15 protein-coding genes are annotated in these 16505 nt (G+C 70.8%); 3 read left to right on the top strand and 12 right to left on the bottom strand.

Translation table 11 applies throughout. From position 1 onward, the window contains the following. Positions 1 to 66: 66 nt before the first annotated feature. From def to GB932_RS12965, 3 genes are all read right to left on the bottom strand, one after another. Positions 67 to 558, bottom strand: coding sequence for a peptide deformylase (gene def, locus GB932_RS12975; protein ID WP_156761119.1), 492 nt, complete (start codon positions 556 to 558; stop codon positions 67 to 69). Continuing rightward, a complete protein-coding gene (locus GB932_RS12970; protein WP_231916184.1) occupies positions 555 to 2744 on the bottom strand; it encodes a MinD/ParA family ATP-binding protein in 2190 nt (729 codons plus the stop codon). Before GB932_RS12970 ends, def begins: the two co-directional genes overlap by 4 nt. Positions 2745 to 2806: 62 nt before the next feature. Beyond that, positions 2807 to 6214 (bottom strand): pyruvate carboxylase, encoded by a 3408-nt coding sequence (locus tag GB932_RS12965; protein WP_156761118.1) that lies wholly within the window; start codon positions 6212 to 6214, stop codon positions 2807 to 2809. A gap of 83 nt (positions 6215 to 6297) precedes the next feature. Between GB932_RS12965 and GB932_RS12960 the strand changes: the two genes are divergently transcribed. After that, a complete protein-coding gene (locus tag GB932_RS12960) occupies positions 6298 to 7113 on the top strand; it encodes a ParA family protein (RefSeq protein ID WP_156761117.1) in 816 nt (271 codons plus the stop codon). 190 nt (positions 7114 to 7303) lie between these two features. On the opposite strand, the gene GB932_RS12955 is transcribed toward GB932_RS12960, so the two are convergent. From GB932_RS12955 to GB932_RS12945, 3 genes are all read right to left on the bottom strand, one after another. Beyond that, a complete protein-coding gene (locus GB932_RS12955) occupies positions 7304 to 7846 on the bottom strand; it encodes a MerR family transcriptional regulator (protein ID WP_156761116.1) in 543 nt (180 codons plus the stop codon). Positions 7847 to 7970: 124 nt separating this feature from the next. Continuing rightward, positions 7971 to 8669: a transcriptional regulator FtsR gene (gene ftsR, locus GB932_RS12950; protein WP_156761115.1), complete on the bottom strand. Its 699-nt coding sequence runs from the start codon at positions 8667 to 8669 to the stop codon at positions 7971 to 7973. Continuing rightward, positions 8669 to 9142, bottom strand: a complete 474-nt coding sequence (locus GB932_RS12945; protein WP_156761125.1) for an FHA domain-containing protein — start codon at positions 9140 to 9142, stop codon at positions 8669 to 8671. Before GB932_RS12945 ends, ftsR begins: the two co-directional genes overlap by 1 nt. 151 nt (positions 9143 to 9293) lie before the next feature. On the opposite strand from GB932_RS12945, the gene GB932_RS12940 reads away from it, so the two are divergent. Together GB932_RS12940 and lpdA are read left to right on the top strand one after the other, a co-directional pair. After that, positions 9294 to 10055 carry a copper resistance CopC family protein gene (locus GB932_RS12940; protein ID WP_197517474.1) on the top strand — a complete coding sequence of 254 codons (762 nt, stop codon included), beginning with the start codon at positions 9294 to 9296 and terminating at the stop codon, positions 10053 to 10055. A gap of 50 nt (positions 10056 to 10105) precedes the next feature. Beyond that, on the top strand, positions 10106 to 11503 hold the full coding sequence (lpdA, locus tag GB932_RS12935; protein ID WP_156761113.1) for a dihydrolipoyl dehydrogenase: 1398 nt from the start codon (positions 10106 to 10108) through the stop codon (positions 11501 to 11503). Between the two features lie 176 nt (positions 11504 to 11679). On the opposite strand, the gene GB932_RS12930 is transcribed toward lpdA, so the two are convergent. From GB932_RS12930 to ftsE, 6 genes are all read right to left on the bottom strand, one after another. Next, positions 11680 to 12279 carry a CYTH domain-containing protein gene (locus GB932_RS12930; protein ID WP_156761112.1) on the bottom strand — a complete coding sequence of 200 codons (600 nt, stop codon included), beginning with the start codon at positions 12277 to 12279 and terminating at the stop codon, positions 11680 to 11682. A 96-nt stretch (positions 12280 to 12375) separates the two neighbouring features. Then, positions 12376 to 13425, bottom strand: coding sequence for a YihY/virulence factor BrkB family protein (locus GB932_RS12925; protein WP_156761111.1), 1050 nt, complete (start codon positions 13423 to 13425; stop codon positions 12376 to 12378). 36 nt (positions 13426 to 13461) lie between these two features. Continuing rightward, positions 13462 to 13932: a prepilin peptidase gene (locus tag GB932_RS12920; protein ID WP_156761110.1), complete on the bottom strand. Its 471-nt coding sequence runs from the start codon at positions 13930 to 13932 to the stop codon at positions 13462 to 13464. 64 nt (positions 13933 to 13996) lie between these two features. Further along, entirely contained in the window at positions 13997 to 14473 is a 477-nt protein-coding gene (gene smpB / locus GB932_RS12915) for an SsrA-binding protein SmpB (RefSeq protein ID WP_156761109.1), read from the bottom strand. Positions 14474 to 14548: 75 nt separating this feature from the next. After that, positions 14549 to 15460 carry a permease-like cell division protein FtsX gene (gene ftsX, locus GB932_RS12910; protein ID WP_156761108.1) on the bottom strand — a complete coding sequence of 304 codons (912 nt, stop codon included), beginning with the start codon at positions 15458 to 15460 and terminating at the stop codon, positions 14549 to 14551. Continuing rightward, complete coding sequence (gene ftsE, locus GB932_RS12905; RefSeq protein WP_156761107.1) at positions 15457 to 16500, bottom strand: cell division ATP-binding protein FtsE; 1044 nt, start codon at positions 16498 to 16500, stop codon at positions 15457 to 15459. Before ftsE ends, ftsX begins: the two co-directional genes overlap by 4 nt. Positions 16501 to 16505 lie beyond the last annotated feature (5 nt).

The following is a 16505-nucleotide window of genomic DNA, read 5'->3' as shown; positions in this document are numbered from 1 at the left end:
CAGACGGCGAAGCCGGATCTGCCCATCAGATGATTCTGAATCTCGTCGCCCCTCTGGCGGCGAAATTCAGAACCAGTCGCTCTCCCGCACTTCGCGCATGGCGATGCGGCGGGTCTCCTTCGTGAGGCGCTGGAGATAGACGACGCCGTCGAGGTGGTCGGTCTCGTGCTGCAGCATCTGCGCGAAGAGGCCCTCGCCTTCGAGGACGATCGGCTTGCCATCGACGTCGATGCCTTCGACGCGCGCGTAGGGGTGGCGCGGGGCATCGTGCCAGAGGTTCGGCACCGACAGGCAGCCCTCCCCTGTGGGGACGGGTTCGCCGCGCACGGCGACGATGCGCGGGTTGATGATCGCTCCGATGGCGCCGTCGACGTTGTAGCTGAACGCGCGCAGGCCGACGCCGATCTGCGGGGCGGCGACGCCCGCGCGTCCCGGGACGCGCACCGTTTCGATGAGGTCGTCGACGAGGGCGCGCACGCCGTCGTCGATGTCTGTGATCTCGGCGCACGGCGTACGCAGGACGGGATCCCCGTAGAGGCGGATCTCACGGACGGTCATGCGATGCGGATCCCTTCGACGACGAGCGCGGCGATCTGTCGCGCGGCGTCGCGCGTGCGCCGACCGAGCTCGTGGAAGGGGATGGCGCTGCCTGTGGCGAGGCGCGGGTCGTATGGGAGGCGCACGACGGCGCCGACGCGCGAGCGGAAGTGCGATTCGAGCTCATCGAGCCGGACGAGGGGCGTGGCGGGCGAGTCCTGGTTGATGACGACGACGGCCTTGCGGGCCGTCTCGGCGCGGCCGTTGGTCTCGAGCCACGTGAGGGTCTCCGACGCGAGCCGCGCCTCGTCGACGCTCGTCCCGGAGACGACGACGAGCTGGTCGGCGAGGTCGAGCGTCGCCTCCATGACGGAGTGCACGATGCCGGTGCCGGTGTCGGTGAGGACGATCGAGTAGTAGTGCTGCGCGATCTCGGCGACTTCACGGTAGTCGGCGTCGCTGAACGCGTCGGCGATGTGGGGGTCGGGGTCGGACGCGAGCACGTCGAGTCGGGTGTCGTCGCGCACGACGTGCGCGGAGATGTCGCCGTATCCGCGGATGCCGTCGCGCCCGCGCACGAGGTCGCGCACGGTGCGTCCCGAGGGCGTCGCGATGCGCTCGGCGAGCGTGCCGCGGTCGGGGTTCGCGTCGACGGCGACGACGCGGTCGCTGCGCGCGTCGGCGAGCGCCATGCCGAGCAGTGCGGTGACGGTGGTCTTGCCGACGCCGCCCTTGCGGCTGAGCACGGGCACGAAGCGCGCGCGGCCGGCCAGCGGCGCGGCGATGCGCGCCATGAGCGCCTTCCGGGCGCGGGTGCGCTTGCCGTCGCCGAGGTTGATGGCGCCTCGCGTGGCCGAGTAGATGATGCGGCGCCACGGATCCTCAGGCTCGGGGCGGCGGATCGCCCCCGTGTCGAGCAGGCGCTCGTCTGTCAGGACGTCGCTCGACTCGCGGTCGGCGTCGGCCGTCATCTGATCGGCGCGCAGCGCGGCGGTCGCGGGCGTCGTCGATCGGGCCGGGGGCTTGAGGAAGGACGGTCGCCCGACGCGCGCGGCCTCCTCGACCTTGCTCGCCGTGCCCTCGGACACCGCGGCGGGGACGGGGCGTGGTTCGCGCACCGTGATCGGCGCCTGCGGGGAGGCGCTGGCGCGCTCGTCGTTCTCGTCGTTCACGGAGTCGTCCGTCCTCTCCCCCGAGGGGGTGTCGTCGTCGGCCTGGGCGGGCGCGTCGTCAAGTGCGCCGCGCGTCGTGTTCGGGGAGTCGGCGACCGCATCCGTCTCGTCGGCTGGGGTGTCGGCATCCGCCGGATCGATCCCGGCGGGGCCGCCCGGGGCCGCCTCATCGGCGGCCTCATGCGCCGATCGGTCGCCCGTCAGCTCGGTGTCGGCATCGGCGCCCTCCAGGTCGGCGTCCGCGGCAGGGGCGGCCTCGAGATCAGGATCCTCGAGATCGGCGCCGTCGACGGCATCAGCGTCGTCGTCGCTCTCCGCATCCGAGCCCTGGCCATCGGTGCCGCCCGCCTCGAGATCGGCGTCAGCGTACTCCGCGTCGGAGCCGTCGATCTCCGCCCCCTCGATGTCGGCGTCCTCGGAGGCCTCTCCCCCGTCATCCGGTGCCTCGACGTGAGGATCCTCCGCGTCGATGTCCTCGACAGCAGGGCTCCCCCCGTCGACGCCGTCGGGATCGATCCGCTCGACGTCGGCGTCCTCGGCTTCCGGGGCCGACTCCGCGGGATCCTCGCCCTCGGCGCCGCCCGCATCCGCGCCGCCGTCCGCCTCGACCGGGTCGCGGTCCTCGGCGTCATCCGCCGGATCCGTCTCGCGCGTGCCAGCGTCCTCCGCCGCCGCGACTCGCGAAGCCTCCTCGCCTGCGAGCTCCGCGTCGGAGGCTTCCGGGTCGCCCGGATCCTCGTCGTCGAGCCCCGCGTCGGGATCGCCCGCCGCCTCCGCGGCGATGTCGCCCGAGTCAGACTCGTCGTCCTCGAGCTCGGCGACGACGACCTCCTCGTCCTGGCGCGCGAGCTCCTCGACCGACAGCTCATCGGCGGTCACCTCGTCGTCGGCGTCGTCATCGCGATAGCCGGCCGGAAGCATCACCTGCACCTGGGCGGTGCTGCCGAGCGTGATGGCCGTCGTGTCGATGCCCACATCGTCGAGAACTCCGTGCTCGTGCTGATCGTCAGGCGACGACGTGCGATCTGCTGCCAAGGGAAACTCCTGAGGAACAGGGGCGGGTCCACCCGCAGCGGGTGTCTCCCGCCGCGAAGAGATTACTCGGACGGCCTGATGACGACCAACAGGTCACCGGCATCGACCTGCTGCGTCGCGGCGATCGCGACCCGCTCGACGACGCCGGTCGCGGTCGCGCTGACGGCCGCCTCCATCTTCATCGCCTCGATCGACGCCACGGGCTGACCGGCCTCGATGGCGTCGCCGGGAGCGACCTTGAGTGTGACGACGCCCGAGAACGGCGCCGCGACATGACCGGCATCGCCGCGATCCGCCTTCTCCGCCTCGTGCACGTCGACCTCGATCGAGCGGTCGCGCACCTCGACGGGCCGCAGCTGGCCGTTGAGCGTCGTCATCACCGAGCGCATGCCCTTGTCGTCGGCCTCGCCGATCGACTCGAGCCCGAGATACAGCTCGACGCCCTTCTCGAGCTCGACGACATGCTCCCGCCCCGCTTCGAGCCCGTACAGGTAGTCGGCCGTGTCGAGCACCGAGATGTCGCCGTATGCGCGGCGGTTCTCGTCGAACACCGCCGTCGGCTGGGGGAACAGGAGGGAGTTGAGGCGCGCGCGGCGCGCGCCCGAGTCGCCGTTCAGCACGTCGCGATCCTCCTCCTCCAGGGGCGTCACGCGGGGGGTGATGTCGCGGCCCGCGAGCACCTTCGAGCGGAACGGCTCCGGCCATCCGCCCGGCAGCTCGCCCAGCTCGCCTGCCATGAAGGCGACGACCGAATCAGGCACGTCGTACTTCTCGGGGCTGCGCTCGAAGTCCGCCGGATCCGCCTTGACGGCGGCGAGATGCAGCGCGAGATCGCCGACGACCTTCGACGACGGCGTGACCTTCGGGATCCGTCCCAGCATGCGGTCGGCGGCCGCGTACATGTCCTCGATGAGCTCGAAGTCGTCGGCGAGGCCGAGGGCGATCGCCTGCTGGCGCAGGTTCGACAGCTGACCGCCCGGGATCTCGTGGGTGTAGACGCGCCCCGTGGGGCCGGCGAGGCCCGATTCGAACGGCGCGTACATCCGGCGCACGGCCTCCCAGTACGGTTCGAGGTCGGCGACGCTCTGCAGGTCGAGCCCCGTATCGCGCGAGGTGTGGGCGAGCGCGGCGACGAGCGACGACAGCGAGGGCTGGCTCGTCGTGCCCGCCATCGTCGCCGAGGCGGCATCGACCGCGTCGGCCCCCGCCGCGCTCGCCGACAGCAGCGTCCCGAGCTGACCGCCCGCCGTGTCGTGCGTGTGGACGTGCACCGGCAGGGCGAACTCGCGGCGCAGGGCCGTCACGAGGCGCGCGGCGGCCGCGGGGCGCAGCAGGCCCGCCATGTCCTTGATCGCGAGGATGTGCGCGCCGGCACCGACCATCCGCTCCGCGAGCCGCAGATAGTAGTCGAGCGTGTAGAGGTCCTCGCCTGGGTTCAGCAGATCGCCCGTGTAGCAGAGCGCCGCCTCGGCCACGGCGGTGCCCGTCTCGCGGACGGCATCGATCGCCGGACGCATCTGCTCGACGTCGTTGAGGGCGTCGAAGATGCGGAAGATGTCGACGCCCGTCTCGGCTGCCTCGCGCACGAACGCGTCGGTGACCTCGGTCGGATACGGCGTGTATCCGACCGTGTTGCGCCCTCGGAGCAGCATCTGGATCGCGACGTTCGGCAGCGCCTCACGCAGGCGCTCGAGGCGCTCCCACGGATCCTCGGCGAGGAACCGCAGCGCGACGTCGTAGGTGGCGCCGCCCCACGCCTCGACCGACAGCAGCTGCGGCTCGAGGCGCGCGACGTGCGGTGCGACACCCAGGAGGTCCCGCGTGCGCACCCGCGTCGCGAGAAGCGACTGGTGCGCATCGCGGAAGGTCGTCTCTGTGACGGCGAGGGGCTTCTGCGCGCGCAGCGCCGCCGCGAAGCCCTCCGGCCCGAGCTCGCGCAGCCGCTGCCGACTGCCTGCGGGGGCGGGCGCGTCGAGGTCGATCGTCGGAAGCTTCGCCCGCGGATCCACGAGCGCAGGGCGCTCGCCGTGCGGCTTGTTGACCGTCGTGTCGGCCATCCAGCGCAGCAGCTTCGTGCCGCGGTCCTTCGACACGCGCCCCCTGAGCAGCTCGGGCCGTTCGTCGATGAACGACGTCGACAGGTCCCCCGCGACGAACGCCGGATCATCGAGGACGGCCCGCAGGAAAGGGATGTTCGTCGCGACGCCGCGGATCCGGAACTCCGCGAGGGCGCGGCGCGCCCGCGCGACGGCGGCCGGGAAGTCCCGCCCGCGCACCGTGAGCTTCGCGAGCATCGAGTCGAAGTGAGGCGACACCTGCGAGCCCGCGGCGGTCGTGCCGCCGTCGATGCGGATCCCCGCCCCGCCCGGAGAGCGGTACGTCGTGATCTTCCCGGTGTCGGGGCGGAAGCCGCTCGAGGGATCCTCGGTCGTGATGCGCGTCTGCAGTGCGGCGCCGTGCAGCACGATGTCGTCCTGCGTGAGGCCCAGCGTCTCGAGCGTCTCGCCCGAGGCGACGCGCATCTGCGCCTGGACGAGATCGACGTCCGTGACCTCCTCGGTCACCGTGTGCTCGACCTGGATGCGCGGGTTCATCTCGATGAACACGATCTCTCCCGCGCGGGGCCCGGCCGTCTCCAGCAGGAACTCGACGGTTCCCGCGTTGATGTAGCCGATCGACTCAGCGAACGCGACGGCGTGGCGATGCAGCGACCGCGCGACCTCGGGATCCAGGTTCGGGGCGGGCGCGAGCTCGACGACCTTCTGGTGGCGGCGCTGCACCGAGCAGTCGCGCTCGAAGAGGTGCACCGTGTTCCCGTCGCCGTCGGCGAGGATCTGCACCTCGATGTGGCGCGGGCGCAGGACCGCCTGCTCGAGGAACATGCGGGCGTCGCCGAAGGCGCTGCCCGCCTCGCGCATGGCCTCCTCGAGCGCCGACGCCAGGTCGTCCTTCGCGTCGACGCGGCGCATCCCGCGCCCGCCGCCGCCGGCGACCGCCTTCGCGAAGAGGGGGAAGCCGATCTCATCGGCCTGCGCGACGAGCGCCGCCACGTCGTCGGTGGCGGGCGTCGAGCGCAGCACGGGGACGCCGGCCGCGACGGCATGCTCCTTCGCCGTGACCTTGTTGCCCGCCATCTCGAGCACGTGCGAGGGCGGGCCGATGAAGGTGATGCCGTGCTCCGCGGCCTTCGCCGCAAGATCCGGGTTCTCGGAGAGGAAGCCGTACCCGGGATAGATGGCGTCCGACCCCGACTCCACCGCGACACGCACGATCTCGTCCACATCGAGGTACGCGCGGACGGGGTGACCCTCCTCGCCGATCTGATATGCCTCGTCGGCTTTCAGCCGGTGCAGCGAGTTCCGATCCTCGATCGGGAAAACCGCGACCGTGCGGGCCCCGAGCTCGTAGGCTGCGCGGAAGGCCCGTATGGCGATCTCTCCGCGGTTGGCGACAAGGACCTTCGAGAACACGGGGCCTCCCTCGGGGCAGATTTTCCGCCGATGATGCGGCAGATGGGGACGGCTCACAGCTTAGGGGACGGTAGCGTAGGCATGTGCACGTACTCAGCGTCAGTTCTCTCAAGGGCGGCGTCGGCAAGACGACGGTGACCCTGGGCCTCGCATCCGCCGCGTTCGCCCGTGGCATCCGCACGCTCGTCGTCGACCTCGACCCGCAGTCCGATGTGTCGACCGGTCTCGATGTGCAGACGGCCGGCCGCCTCAACGTGGCCGACGTCCTCGAGAATCCGAAGGAGAAGACGGTCCGGCAGGCGATCGCGTCGAGCGGGTGGACGAAGGTGCACCCCGGCAAGATCGACATCATGCTCGGCAGCCCGTCGGCCATCAACTACGACGGCCCCCACCCGTCTGTGCGCGACGTCTGGAAGATGGAGGAGGCCCTCGCCCTCATCGAGGACGAATACGACCTCGTGCTGATCGACTGCGCCCCCTCGCTCAACGCCCTCACCCGCACGGCGTGGGCGGCGAGCGACCGCGTGAGCGTCGTCACCGAGCCCGGCCTGTTCTCCGTCGCCGCCGCCGACCGTGCCCTGCGTGCGATCGAGGAGATCCGCCGCGGCCTCTCGTCGCGCCTGCAGCCCCTCGGCATCATCGTCAACCGCGTGCGCCCTCAGTCCGTCGAGCACCAGTTCCGCATCAAGGAGCTGCGCGACATGTTCGGCCCGCTCGTCCTCGAGCCGCAGCTGCCCGAGCGCACCTCCCTGCAGCAGGCGCAGGGCGCCGCGAAGCCGCTGCACGTCTGGCCCGGCGAGTCCGCGCAGGAGCTCGCCGCCGACTTCGACAAGCTGCTCGACCGCATCGTCGAGGCGGGCCACATCGAGGTCCCGGAGGCGGGCCCGCAGGCGCACTGAGTTGGCTCTGCCCTGCGCGGCTTGCGCCGCCCGGGTGTCGATGGGCTTCGATTCAATCGTCTGCGCCGCTGCGCGCTGCGATCTGGCGCGGACGCAACCTGTTCTCGGAAGCGAAGCGACCCGGTCCCGCGCGGCCGCGCCCCAGAAACGAGCGAGCCCTGAGAACCAGAAGGTCGAAGCCCGCTCGCCGCTACGCGGTCTTCTTGGCGCGGTGGGCGGCGAGCTCGTCGACGGGATCCGGTACGGCCGGGTCGAACTGGACGAGCGTCGATTCGACTTCGCGGAGCACCTTGCCGACGGCGATGCCGAAGACGCCCTGACCGCGGCTGACGAGATCGATGACCTCGTCGTTCGAGGTGCAGAGGTAGACCGATGCGCCGTCGCTCATGAGGGTCGTGCCTGCGAGGTCGCGGATGCCGGAGGCGCGGAGCTGCTCGACGGCGACGCGGATCTGCTGCAGCGAGATGCCCGTGTCGAGGAGCCGCTTGACGAGCTTGAGGACGAGGATGTCGCGGAAGCCGTAGAGCCGCTGCGTGCCGGATCCGTGCGCGCCGCGGATCGTCGGGACGACGAGCTCGGTGCGGGCCCAGTAGTCGAGCTGGCGGTACGTGATGCCCGCGGCCTTGGCCGCGATCGCGCCGCGGTAGCCCATGTCGGGATCGAGCTGCGGGAGCCCGTCGGTGAAGAGAAGGTCGACGGCGAAGCCGCTGTCGTGGGGGTGTCCCGCGCTCATCATCGTCCTCTCTGCGAAGGGGTCTCCCCCACAGTACGGGTGCCGGCGGCCCCCATCAACGACATCCGCTCGCGAAGAGGCGGCGTGTCGATCAAGCGTTATCAATCGTGATCCACGCGGCCGGCTACCCCGGCAGGATCCTCTCGAGGGCCTGCTGCACGAAGATGCCGCGCACCTCGTCGAGGCGCTCCGCGAGCTGTGGAGCGAGCTCGTTCGCTCGCGCCCGCGACACGTGATCCGTGCGACGCAGCATGGGCGACAGCGACGCCTCGATCAGGGCGACCTCGCGCTCGGCGCCCTGGCGCATCGCCCTCACGTGACGCGGGTCGATGCCGTGTCGCTCGAGCGCGACGAGCCCGCGCAGGAGCGCGACATGGCGGCTGTCGTACCGCTCGGCGGGCGCGATCAGGCCGAGGCTGAACGCGTCGTTGAGGATCTGGGCGGGGGCCTCTGCCGCCTCGAGCAGGTCGGCGCGCGAATAGGCACGCTGCTGCGGATGGATCGATGCGGGCGCCTGCGGCAGATCGGGCGATCGCCCGGCATCGATGTCGTCGAGGTAGGTGCGGATGACGCTCAGCGGGAGGTAGTGATCGCGCTGGAGCGTCAGCGCGAGGCGGAGGCGCTCGATGTCGTCGTGCGAGAACTTGCGGTAGCCCGACGCCGTGCGCTGCGGCGACACGATGCCCTGCACCTCGAGGAAACGCAGCTTGCTCGAGGTGAGCGCCGGGAACTCACCCGAGAGCTTCGACAGGACCTGCCCGATCGAGAGCAGCGACTGCGACGCCTTCGCGGCGGCTCCGCCCCCCGCGGCCGCCGCACCCATCAGGCTGTCGCCGCCGGGAGATCGCGCGGAGAGCTGAAGAAGTTCAGCCGGAACTTGCCGATGCGGACCTCGTCGCCGTTGCGCAGCTGCGCGCGATCGACGCGCTCGCCGCTCACGTAGGTGCCGTTGAGCGATCGCTGGTCGACGAGTTCGAAGACGCCGCGACTGCGGGCGATCTCGGCGTGACGGCGCGACACGGTCACGTCGTCGAGGAAGATGTCGGCCTCGGGGTGACGCCCGACCGTGGTCGCATCGCTGTCGAGCAGATACCGGGCGCCCGCGGCGGGGCCGGAGCGCACGAGGAGGAGAGCCGCGCCGGCCGGAAGTGCGGCGACGGCGTCGAGCTCGGCCTGCGACAGCTCGCCGTGAAAGGGCACGAACGACAGGTCGGAATCGTGCCCGAATGTCTGGGTGTGATCGCCGGCCCCATCGTGACCGGACGCGCTCGGGATGTGCCTTGTGGCCGTCGACATCGGCTCGTACTGCTGTTCAGACACGCGCGCTCCTTCCGTTCCCGCAAGCCTAGCCGATGAGGGCCGAGCGACGCGCGGAAATCTTCGCGATCCCGGCGTCGAGTGAGTCGGTTCAGGGGATCCTCTCGGGACCGGGCGTAGCGTGTCGTGCGTGACACTTCGCGACTCCCGCCCTCCCCGTTCCCGCGCCACGCGCACGCTCGCCGGCGCGGCCCTCGCCGCCGCGCTGCTCGCACCGCTGTCCGCCGCCGCACCGGCCGCGGCGCACTCGAACCTCATCTCGACGACGCCCGAGGGCGATTCACCGGATCAGCAGAGCGTGATCGAGGTGCTGCCACCCGAGGTGTCGCTCACGTTCAGCGAGGACCTCACTGCACCCCTTCCCGCGGATCAGCAGAAGGACGGGGAGTCGAACACTCAGATCCAGGTGTACGACTCGTCGTGCGAGGACGCGGGGCTCCTCATCGCGGATCCCGGCCGCGCTGACACACGGGACTGCACCGACTACGCGACGGGCGACGCCGTCGTCGACGGGCCGACCGTGACGCAGGCCCTCGACGTCGCGGGCGCGCCGGCCGGCACCTACACCGTCGTCTGGCAGGTCGTCTACGGAGACGGCCACGCGGACAGCCAGATGTTCACCTTCACGACGGAGGACGCCGCGGAGGATCCGGCGGAGGCGACGGAGGAGCCCACGGATCCGGACCCCACGCAGGCGCCCGAGGAGACGCCCTCGGCCGCGCCGAGCGAGGCCCCCGACGAGCCGGCCGAGACCGGCTCCCCCGATGCCACCGCGCCGTCCGACGACGCGGGGATCGGCGCGCCCGTCGTCATCGCGATCGTCGGCGGCGTCGTCGTGCTCGCGCTCATCGCGTTCATCGTCGTCATGATCGTCCGCGCGAGGCGTCCCTGAGGCGATCATCGCGGATCCCACCCCGTTCCCAGGGCCATTAGGCTGAGACCATGCCTCACTACGACGTCGTCATCCTCGGCGCCGGCCCCGGCGGTTACGTCGCGGCCGTTCGCAGCGCCCAGCTCGGCCTCAGCACCGCGATCATCGAAGAGAAGTACTGGGGCGGTGTGTGCCTGAACGTGGGCTGCATCCCGTCGAAGTCGCTCCTCAAGAACGCGGAGGTCGCCCACACCTTCACCCACAAGGCCGACTTCTTCGGCATGTCGGGCGAGGTGTCCTTCGACTTCGGGAAGGCCTTCGACCGCAGTCGCAAGGTCGCGGAGACCCACGTCAAGGGGATCCACTTCCTGATGAAGAAGAACAAGGTCACCGAATACGAGGGGCGCGGCTCCTTCGTCGACGCGAAGACGATCGACGTCTCGAAGAGCGACGGCACGACCGAGCGCGTCACCGCCGACAACGTCATCATCTCGACGGGATCCACCGTGCGTTCGCTTCCGGGCGTCACGCTCAGCGACAACATCGTCTCCTTCGAGGAGCAGATCCTCACGCGGGAGCTGCCGAACTCGATCGTGATCGTCGGCGCCGGCGCGATCGGCATGGAGTTCGCATACGTGCTGTCGAACTACGGCGTGAAGGTCACGATCGTCGAGTTCGCCGACCGCGTGCTGCCGAACGAGGACGCCGACGTGTCGAAGGAGCTCGCGAAGGCGTACAAGAAGCTCGGCATCGACATCCTCACCTCCACAGGCGTCACCTCGGCCGACGACAACGGTCAGGGCGTGCACGTCACGTACAAGAAGTCCGACGGCACGACGGGCGAGCTCGACGCCGACAAGGTCCTCATGTCGGTCGGCTTCGCCCCGCGCACCGAGGGCTACGGGCTCGAGAACACGGGCGTGGCGCTCACGGATCGCGGCGCGATCGACATCGACGACCACATGCGCACGAACGTCGACGGCGTGTACGCGATCGGCGACGTCACCGCCAAGCTGCAGCTCGCGCACGTCGCCGAGGCGCAGGCGGTCGTCGCGGCCGAGACGATCGGCGGCGCCGAGACGCAGACGCTCGGCGACTACCGGATGATGCCGCGCGCGACGTTCTGCTCGCCGCAGGTCGCCAGCTTCGGCCTCACGGAGGAGCAGGCGAAGGCCGAGGGCTACGACGTCAAGGTCGCCAAGTTCCCGTTCAGCGCGAACGGCAAGGCGAACGGCCTCGGCGAGCCCGTCGGCTTCATCAAGCTCATCGCCGACGCCGAGCACCTCGAACTGCTGGGCGGCCACCTCATCGGACCCGACGTCTCGGAGCTGCTCCCCGAGCTCACGCTCGCGCAGAAGTGGGACCTCACGGCGCTCGAGGCGGCCCGCAACGTCCACACGCACCCGACCCTGTCGGAGGCGCTGCAGGAGGGCTTCCACGGCCTCGCCGGCCACATGATCAACATGTGACCGACTCTGCTGCGCGACAAGGCCCGGATCCGATGGATCCGGGCCTTATCGCGTACGTGGGGGCGAGGACAGCGCAGCACAACGCAGTCGATTCGGCGCGCGCCCGCCCGACACGCCGAGTTCCCGGACACGGGCGGCGCAGATCGACTGCGTTGTGTTGGAGGGGTCGGCCGGGGCTACCGCCCGAGAGCGCGGGCGAGCTTCGAGGCGGAGCCGGCGTCGCGGGCACCCGCCGCCGTCGCCACGCGCGCGACCTCGGCGAAGAACGCGTCGCGGTCTTCGGGGGCCGCGGGGCCGAGCTCGATCTCCCACTCGCACCAGGCGCGCTCGGTGCCCTCGCGCAGGTCGGTCGCACGCACGCGGTCGTCGACGAACTCGGCGACGACGCCTCCCTCTGCATCGAGCAGGGCGTAGGCCGTGCGGTCGTTGACGATGCGCGCGAGCGGCTCGAGCGGATCCGTCGTCCACTGCGCGATCTCGGCCGCGAGCTCGGCGGGAACGTCGTCGCTCAGCGGCCAGCCGAGCTCGACGCGGCCTCCGTCGACGAGCGGGCCCTTGATGTGCCACCCTGCGTCCGGCCCTCCCGTCCGGCGTCGGACGGCGACGCCCGCGCGGGCGAGAGCGAGATCGGCGGTGTCGACGTAGCCCGCGTCGAGGTGTCGCTCCTCCCCCGCGCTCACGTCGGCGACGCCGGGCACCAGCGTCCAATCCGGAACGGGCGTGCCCGCATCGACGTCGAACTTCTTCTCGATCTCCACGGAGCGCTGCGCGGCCATGGACCCAGCGTACGCGGCGCACACGGGTCGATCGCACGTCGCGATGCGGTCGCACGCGCGCGTTCGGCGACGGCCGGACCTCGGTCGCACAGCCCCTCAGCCGCGCGCGGCGCGCTTCCGCTCGCGCTCGGCCGCCTTCTCCCGCGCCGCACGCTCGTCGGCGCGCGCGGCGTCGAGCGCGTCGGCGGCGACGCGCACATCGCGCTCCGCGGCACGCACCCGCCGCTGCAGCAGGTTCTCGGCCCCGTATCGCTCGGCGACGCGGTTGGCGTGCTCCTCTGCGGTGACGACGATGTGCGCCGAGGCGATGAGCACGACCTGCGCCGAGAGGTTGAACCACAGCAGCAGCGCGATGAGCGAGGCAGAGGACGCCAGCAGCGGGTTGCTGTCGGCTCCCCCGACGAACAGGCCCGACGCCTGCTGCAGGATCACGAGCCCCGCGCCTCCCACCAGCGCGCCGGGCAGCATCGTGCGCAGACGCGGCCTGAGCCCCGACTGCAGCCAGAACAGCCACGCGATGATGACGGCGTCGAGCGCGAAGGTCACGAGCAGCGTGCCTCCGCGCGTCAGCACCTCGGCGATCCCGCCGCTGGTCACGCCTATCCAGGCGAGGACCGTGTCGACGAAGGCCGAGCCCAGGAAGGTGACGACGGCCGACACGATGATGAGCACGCCGATCGAGAGGGCGAAGAGCAGGTCGAATGCCCGCGCGATCAGTGCGTTCGACTCGTCGTGGCGCGTGCCCGCGATCATGCGGATCGACATGCGGATGTTCCCGACGGCGCTCACGAGCGCCCAGACGAGCGCGAGCACCGAGACGACGCCCGTGACGACGGTGCTCGCCCCGAGATCGGTGGCGGCTCCGACGTCGATCATCCCCGCCCCGTCGACCTTCAGCAGGCCCGGCACGACGCCGTCGACCGTCTCGATGAGCGCGTCCCAGAGGTCGTCGCGTGACGACAGCCAGATCGACGCCGCGGAGAACCCGAGCAGCACCGCCGCGAACACCGCGAAGAGCATGCGGAAGGTGATCGCCGCCGCGAGGAGGCCGCCCCTGTGGTCGCTGAACAGGAGGAACGCGCGCACGATCCGCAGGCGCAGCGCACCCTCCACGATCCGGTCGATCCCTCGCAGCAGTGCCCCCATGGCGTCCACGCTAGCGAGGATCCGGCGCGAGCCGCGTCATGTGAGGGCGAGCCCGCACACCGCGCCGAGGATCATGCACGGGCCGAATGCCATGTGCGTCGCCATCGTGCCCCGCCGCATCACGATCATGCCGAGCGCCCACACGCCGCCGACCGCGAAGGCGAGCGCCCCGCCCGCGGCGAACGCCGCCCACCCGTCCCACGCGAGGACGATGCCGACGGGCACCGCCAGCTTGACGTCTCCCCCGCCGAGGCCGCCGCGGCTCGCGGCCCGCAGCACGAGGTAGACGGCGCCCAGGATGAGTCCGCCCGCGAGCGCGCGCACGAGGATCCCCGCGGATCCCTCGGCGGCTGATGCGAGCGCACACAGCAGGATCGCGACGATCGTCGCGGGCAGCAGCACGCGATTGGGCAGGCGATGCTCCCGGATGTCGATGTGCGTCAGCCATGCGCCCACGCCGACGAACCCCGCCTGCGCGGCGATCGTCAGGGCGTCGGATGCGTGCACGCGCCCAGACTAGGCACGACGCCCGGGGCGGCGTATATGCCTGTGGACGGCTCGGTCCGCGCGGTCACTCCCCCAGGCGGTTGCGGCTGCGCATGGCGCGTTCGGCCTCACGCTTGTCCTGCCGCTCGCGCAGCGTCTGGCGCTTGTCGTACTGCGTCTTGCCCTTCGCGACCGCGATCTCGACCTTCGCGCGGCCGTCGACGAAGTACAGTTTGAGCGGCACCAGCGTGTATCCGCCCTGCGCCACCTTCTGGCCGATCTTCGTGATCTCGTCCTTGTGCAGCAGCAGCTTGCGCTGACGCTTCGCGGAGTGGTTCGTCCACGTCCCCTGCGAGTACTGCGGGATGTTCACCTGGTCGAGCCAGGCCTCGCCGCGGTCGACGAACGCATATCCGTCGGTGAGATTCGCGTGTCCTTCGCGCAGCGACTTGACCTCGGTGCCGGAGAGCACGATGCCCGCCTCGTAGGTCTTCTCGAACTCGTACTCGTGCCGCGCGCGGCGATTCACCGCGACGACCTTCTCGCCCTTCTCACGAGCCATGCGCCCACCTCCTCTGACATCGGCGGAATCAAGATCGAACAGCCTTCCATCCTATGCCACGCGGAGGAGTCCGCGTCAGGCGCGGAGCCAGCGGCGGATCGCGGCGCCCGCGGAGAGCGCGGCGAGCAGCACGCCGAGCACGATGATGACGGGCACGACGTACCAGGCGTCGGCGAGGGTGATCCACGGGATAGCGCCCGCCTCGCGCGCGAGGTAGTCCTGCACGCCGACACGCACCCCGACGAGCACGGCGGCGCTCGCGAGGGCCGCGCCGAGGAACGCCGCGAGGATCCCCTCGAGCACGAACGGCGTCTGGATCGTCGCATTCGACGCGCCGACGAGCCGCATGATGCCGACCTCACGCCGCCGCGCGTACGCGGACAGCCGGATGGTCGTCGCGATGAGCAGGACCGCCGAGACGAGCATGAGCACGGCGATCCCGACCGCGATGTACGTCGCGATCGTCAGCGTCGCGAAGAGCGGATCGAGGTACTCGAGCTGGTCGGCGATCTCCTCGACGCCCTGCACGCCGCCCAGCGCCTCGCGGATCACGTTCGCCTGATCCGGGTTCAGCAGGTTGACGTGGAAGATCGCGCTCGTCTGGTCGACCGTCACGAGGCCCGCCAGATCCTCGTCGAAGCTCTCGACGAGCGCCTCGTGGGCCTCCTCCTGCGATTCGTAGGAGAAGTCCTGGATGAGCGGGGCGAGCGTGGATCCCTCGAGCCGCTCCTGGACGTCCGCGACCTGTTCCTCGGTCGCGGATCCGTCGACGCAGGTGTCGACGTCGGAGATCGACGAGCACAGGTACACGTCGACCTGCGCGCGGTCCTGGAAGTAGGAGTTGGTCTTCGCGATCTGGGCCTGCATGAGGATCGCAGCGCCGACGAAGGTGAGAGAGACGAAGGTGACGAGGATGACGGAGATCACCATCGACGCATTGCGCCGCAGGCCCTGCAGCGCCTCGGACAGGATGAGGGACACGTTCACGAGGTGGGCCCCACTTCGTCGTCGCGGTGCGCGAGCCCCAGGCGATCGGCCATCCCGAGGGCGTCGATCTCCGGCTCGGTCGGCGAACCGCCCGGCGCGGACGGATCCGTCGCAGCGCTCTCGTCGGGCGCGGGCACCTCCGAGGTCGCGTTCTCCGCGGATCCATCGATCGGTGCGTCGTCCGCGCCGGCCGCGGGATCCTCGACTGGCCGCTCGACAGGAGCCTCCTCGTCCGCGCTCGGCGCCGCGACCAGACCGGATCCGCTCACCTCGCGCTGCACCTCGAGCGCGGCCGTGAGCGCGGCGATCGCGGACGCGCCGCGCTCCGTCTCGGGCCGCAGCGTACCGACGGCCGAGGTGTCGCCGTAGGATCCGCGCATCTCGTCGCGCAGGAGGCGTCCCTCGCGCAGCTCGATCACGCGCCGCTGCATCTTGTCGACGAACGCCGCCTCGTGCGTCGCCATGACGACCGTCGTGCCCGCCGCGTGGATCGACTCGAGGACGCGCATGATCTCCACGGACGTCGTGGGGTCGAGGTTTCCCGTGGGTTCGTCCGCGAGGACGATCTGGGGCCGGTTCACGATCGCGCGGGCGATCGCGATCCGCTGCTGCTCTCCGCCCGACAGCTCATGCGGCAGGCGCCTGCCCATGCCCTCGAGGCCGACCCGCTCGAGCGCCTCCGGCACCGCCGATCTGATGAACGCGCGCGAGCGGCCGATGACCTTGAGCGCGAAGGCGATGTTCTGCGTGACGGTCTTCGACGGCAGCAGCCGGAAGTCCTGGAACACCGTGCCGATGTTGCGGCGGAAGTAGGGAGTGCGGCGGTCGCTCAGCGTGCTCGTGTCGCGGCCGAGCACGAGCACGCGCCCCTCGCTCGGCGTGCCCTCGCGGGTGATGAGGCGCAGGCACGACGACTTCCCCGAGCCGGACGCGCCGACCAGGAACACGAACTCGCCGCGGGCGACCTCGAAGTCGACGCCGTCGAGCGCGGGCACCTTCGTGCCGCGGTACCGCTTGGTGACGTTCTCGAACCGGATCATGACCC

Origin of the sequence: Microbacterium karelineae, from assembly GCF_009745985.1 — a bacterium.
Classification (GTDB): Bacteria; Actinomycetota; Actinomycetes; order Actinomycetales; family Microbacteriaceae; genus Microbacterium; species Microbacterium karelineae.
This window is presented reverse-complemented; position numbering and strand designations above follow the sequence as displayed.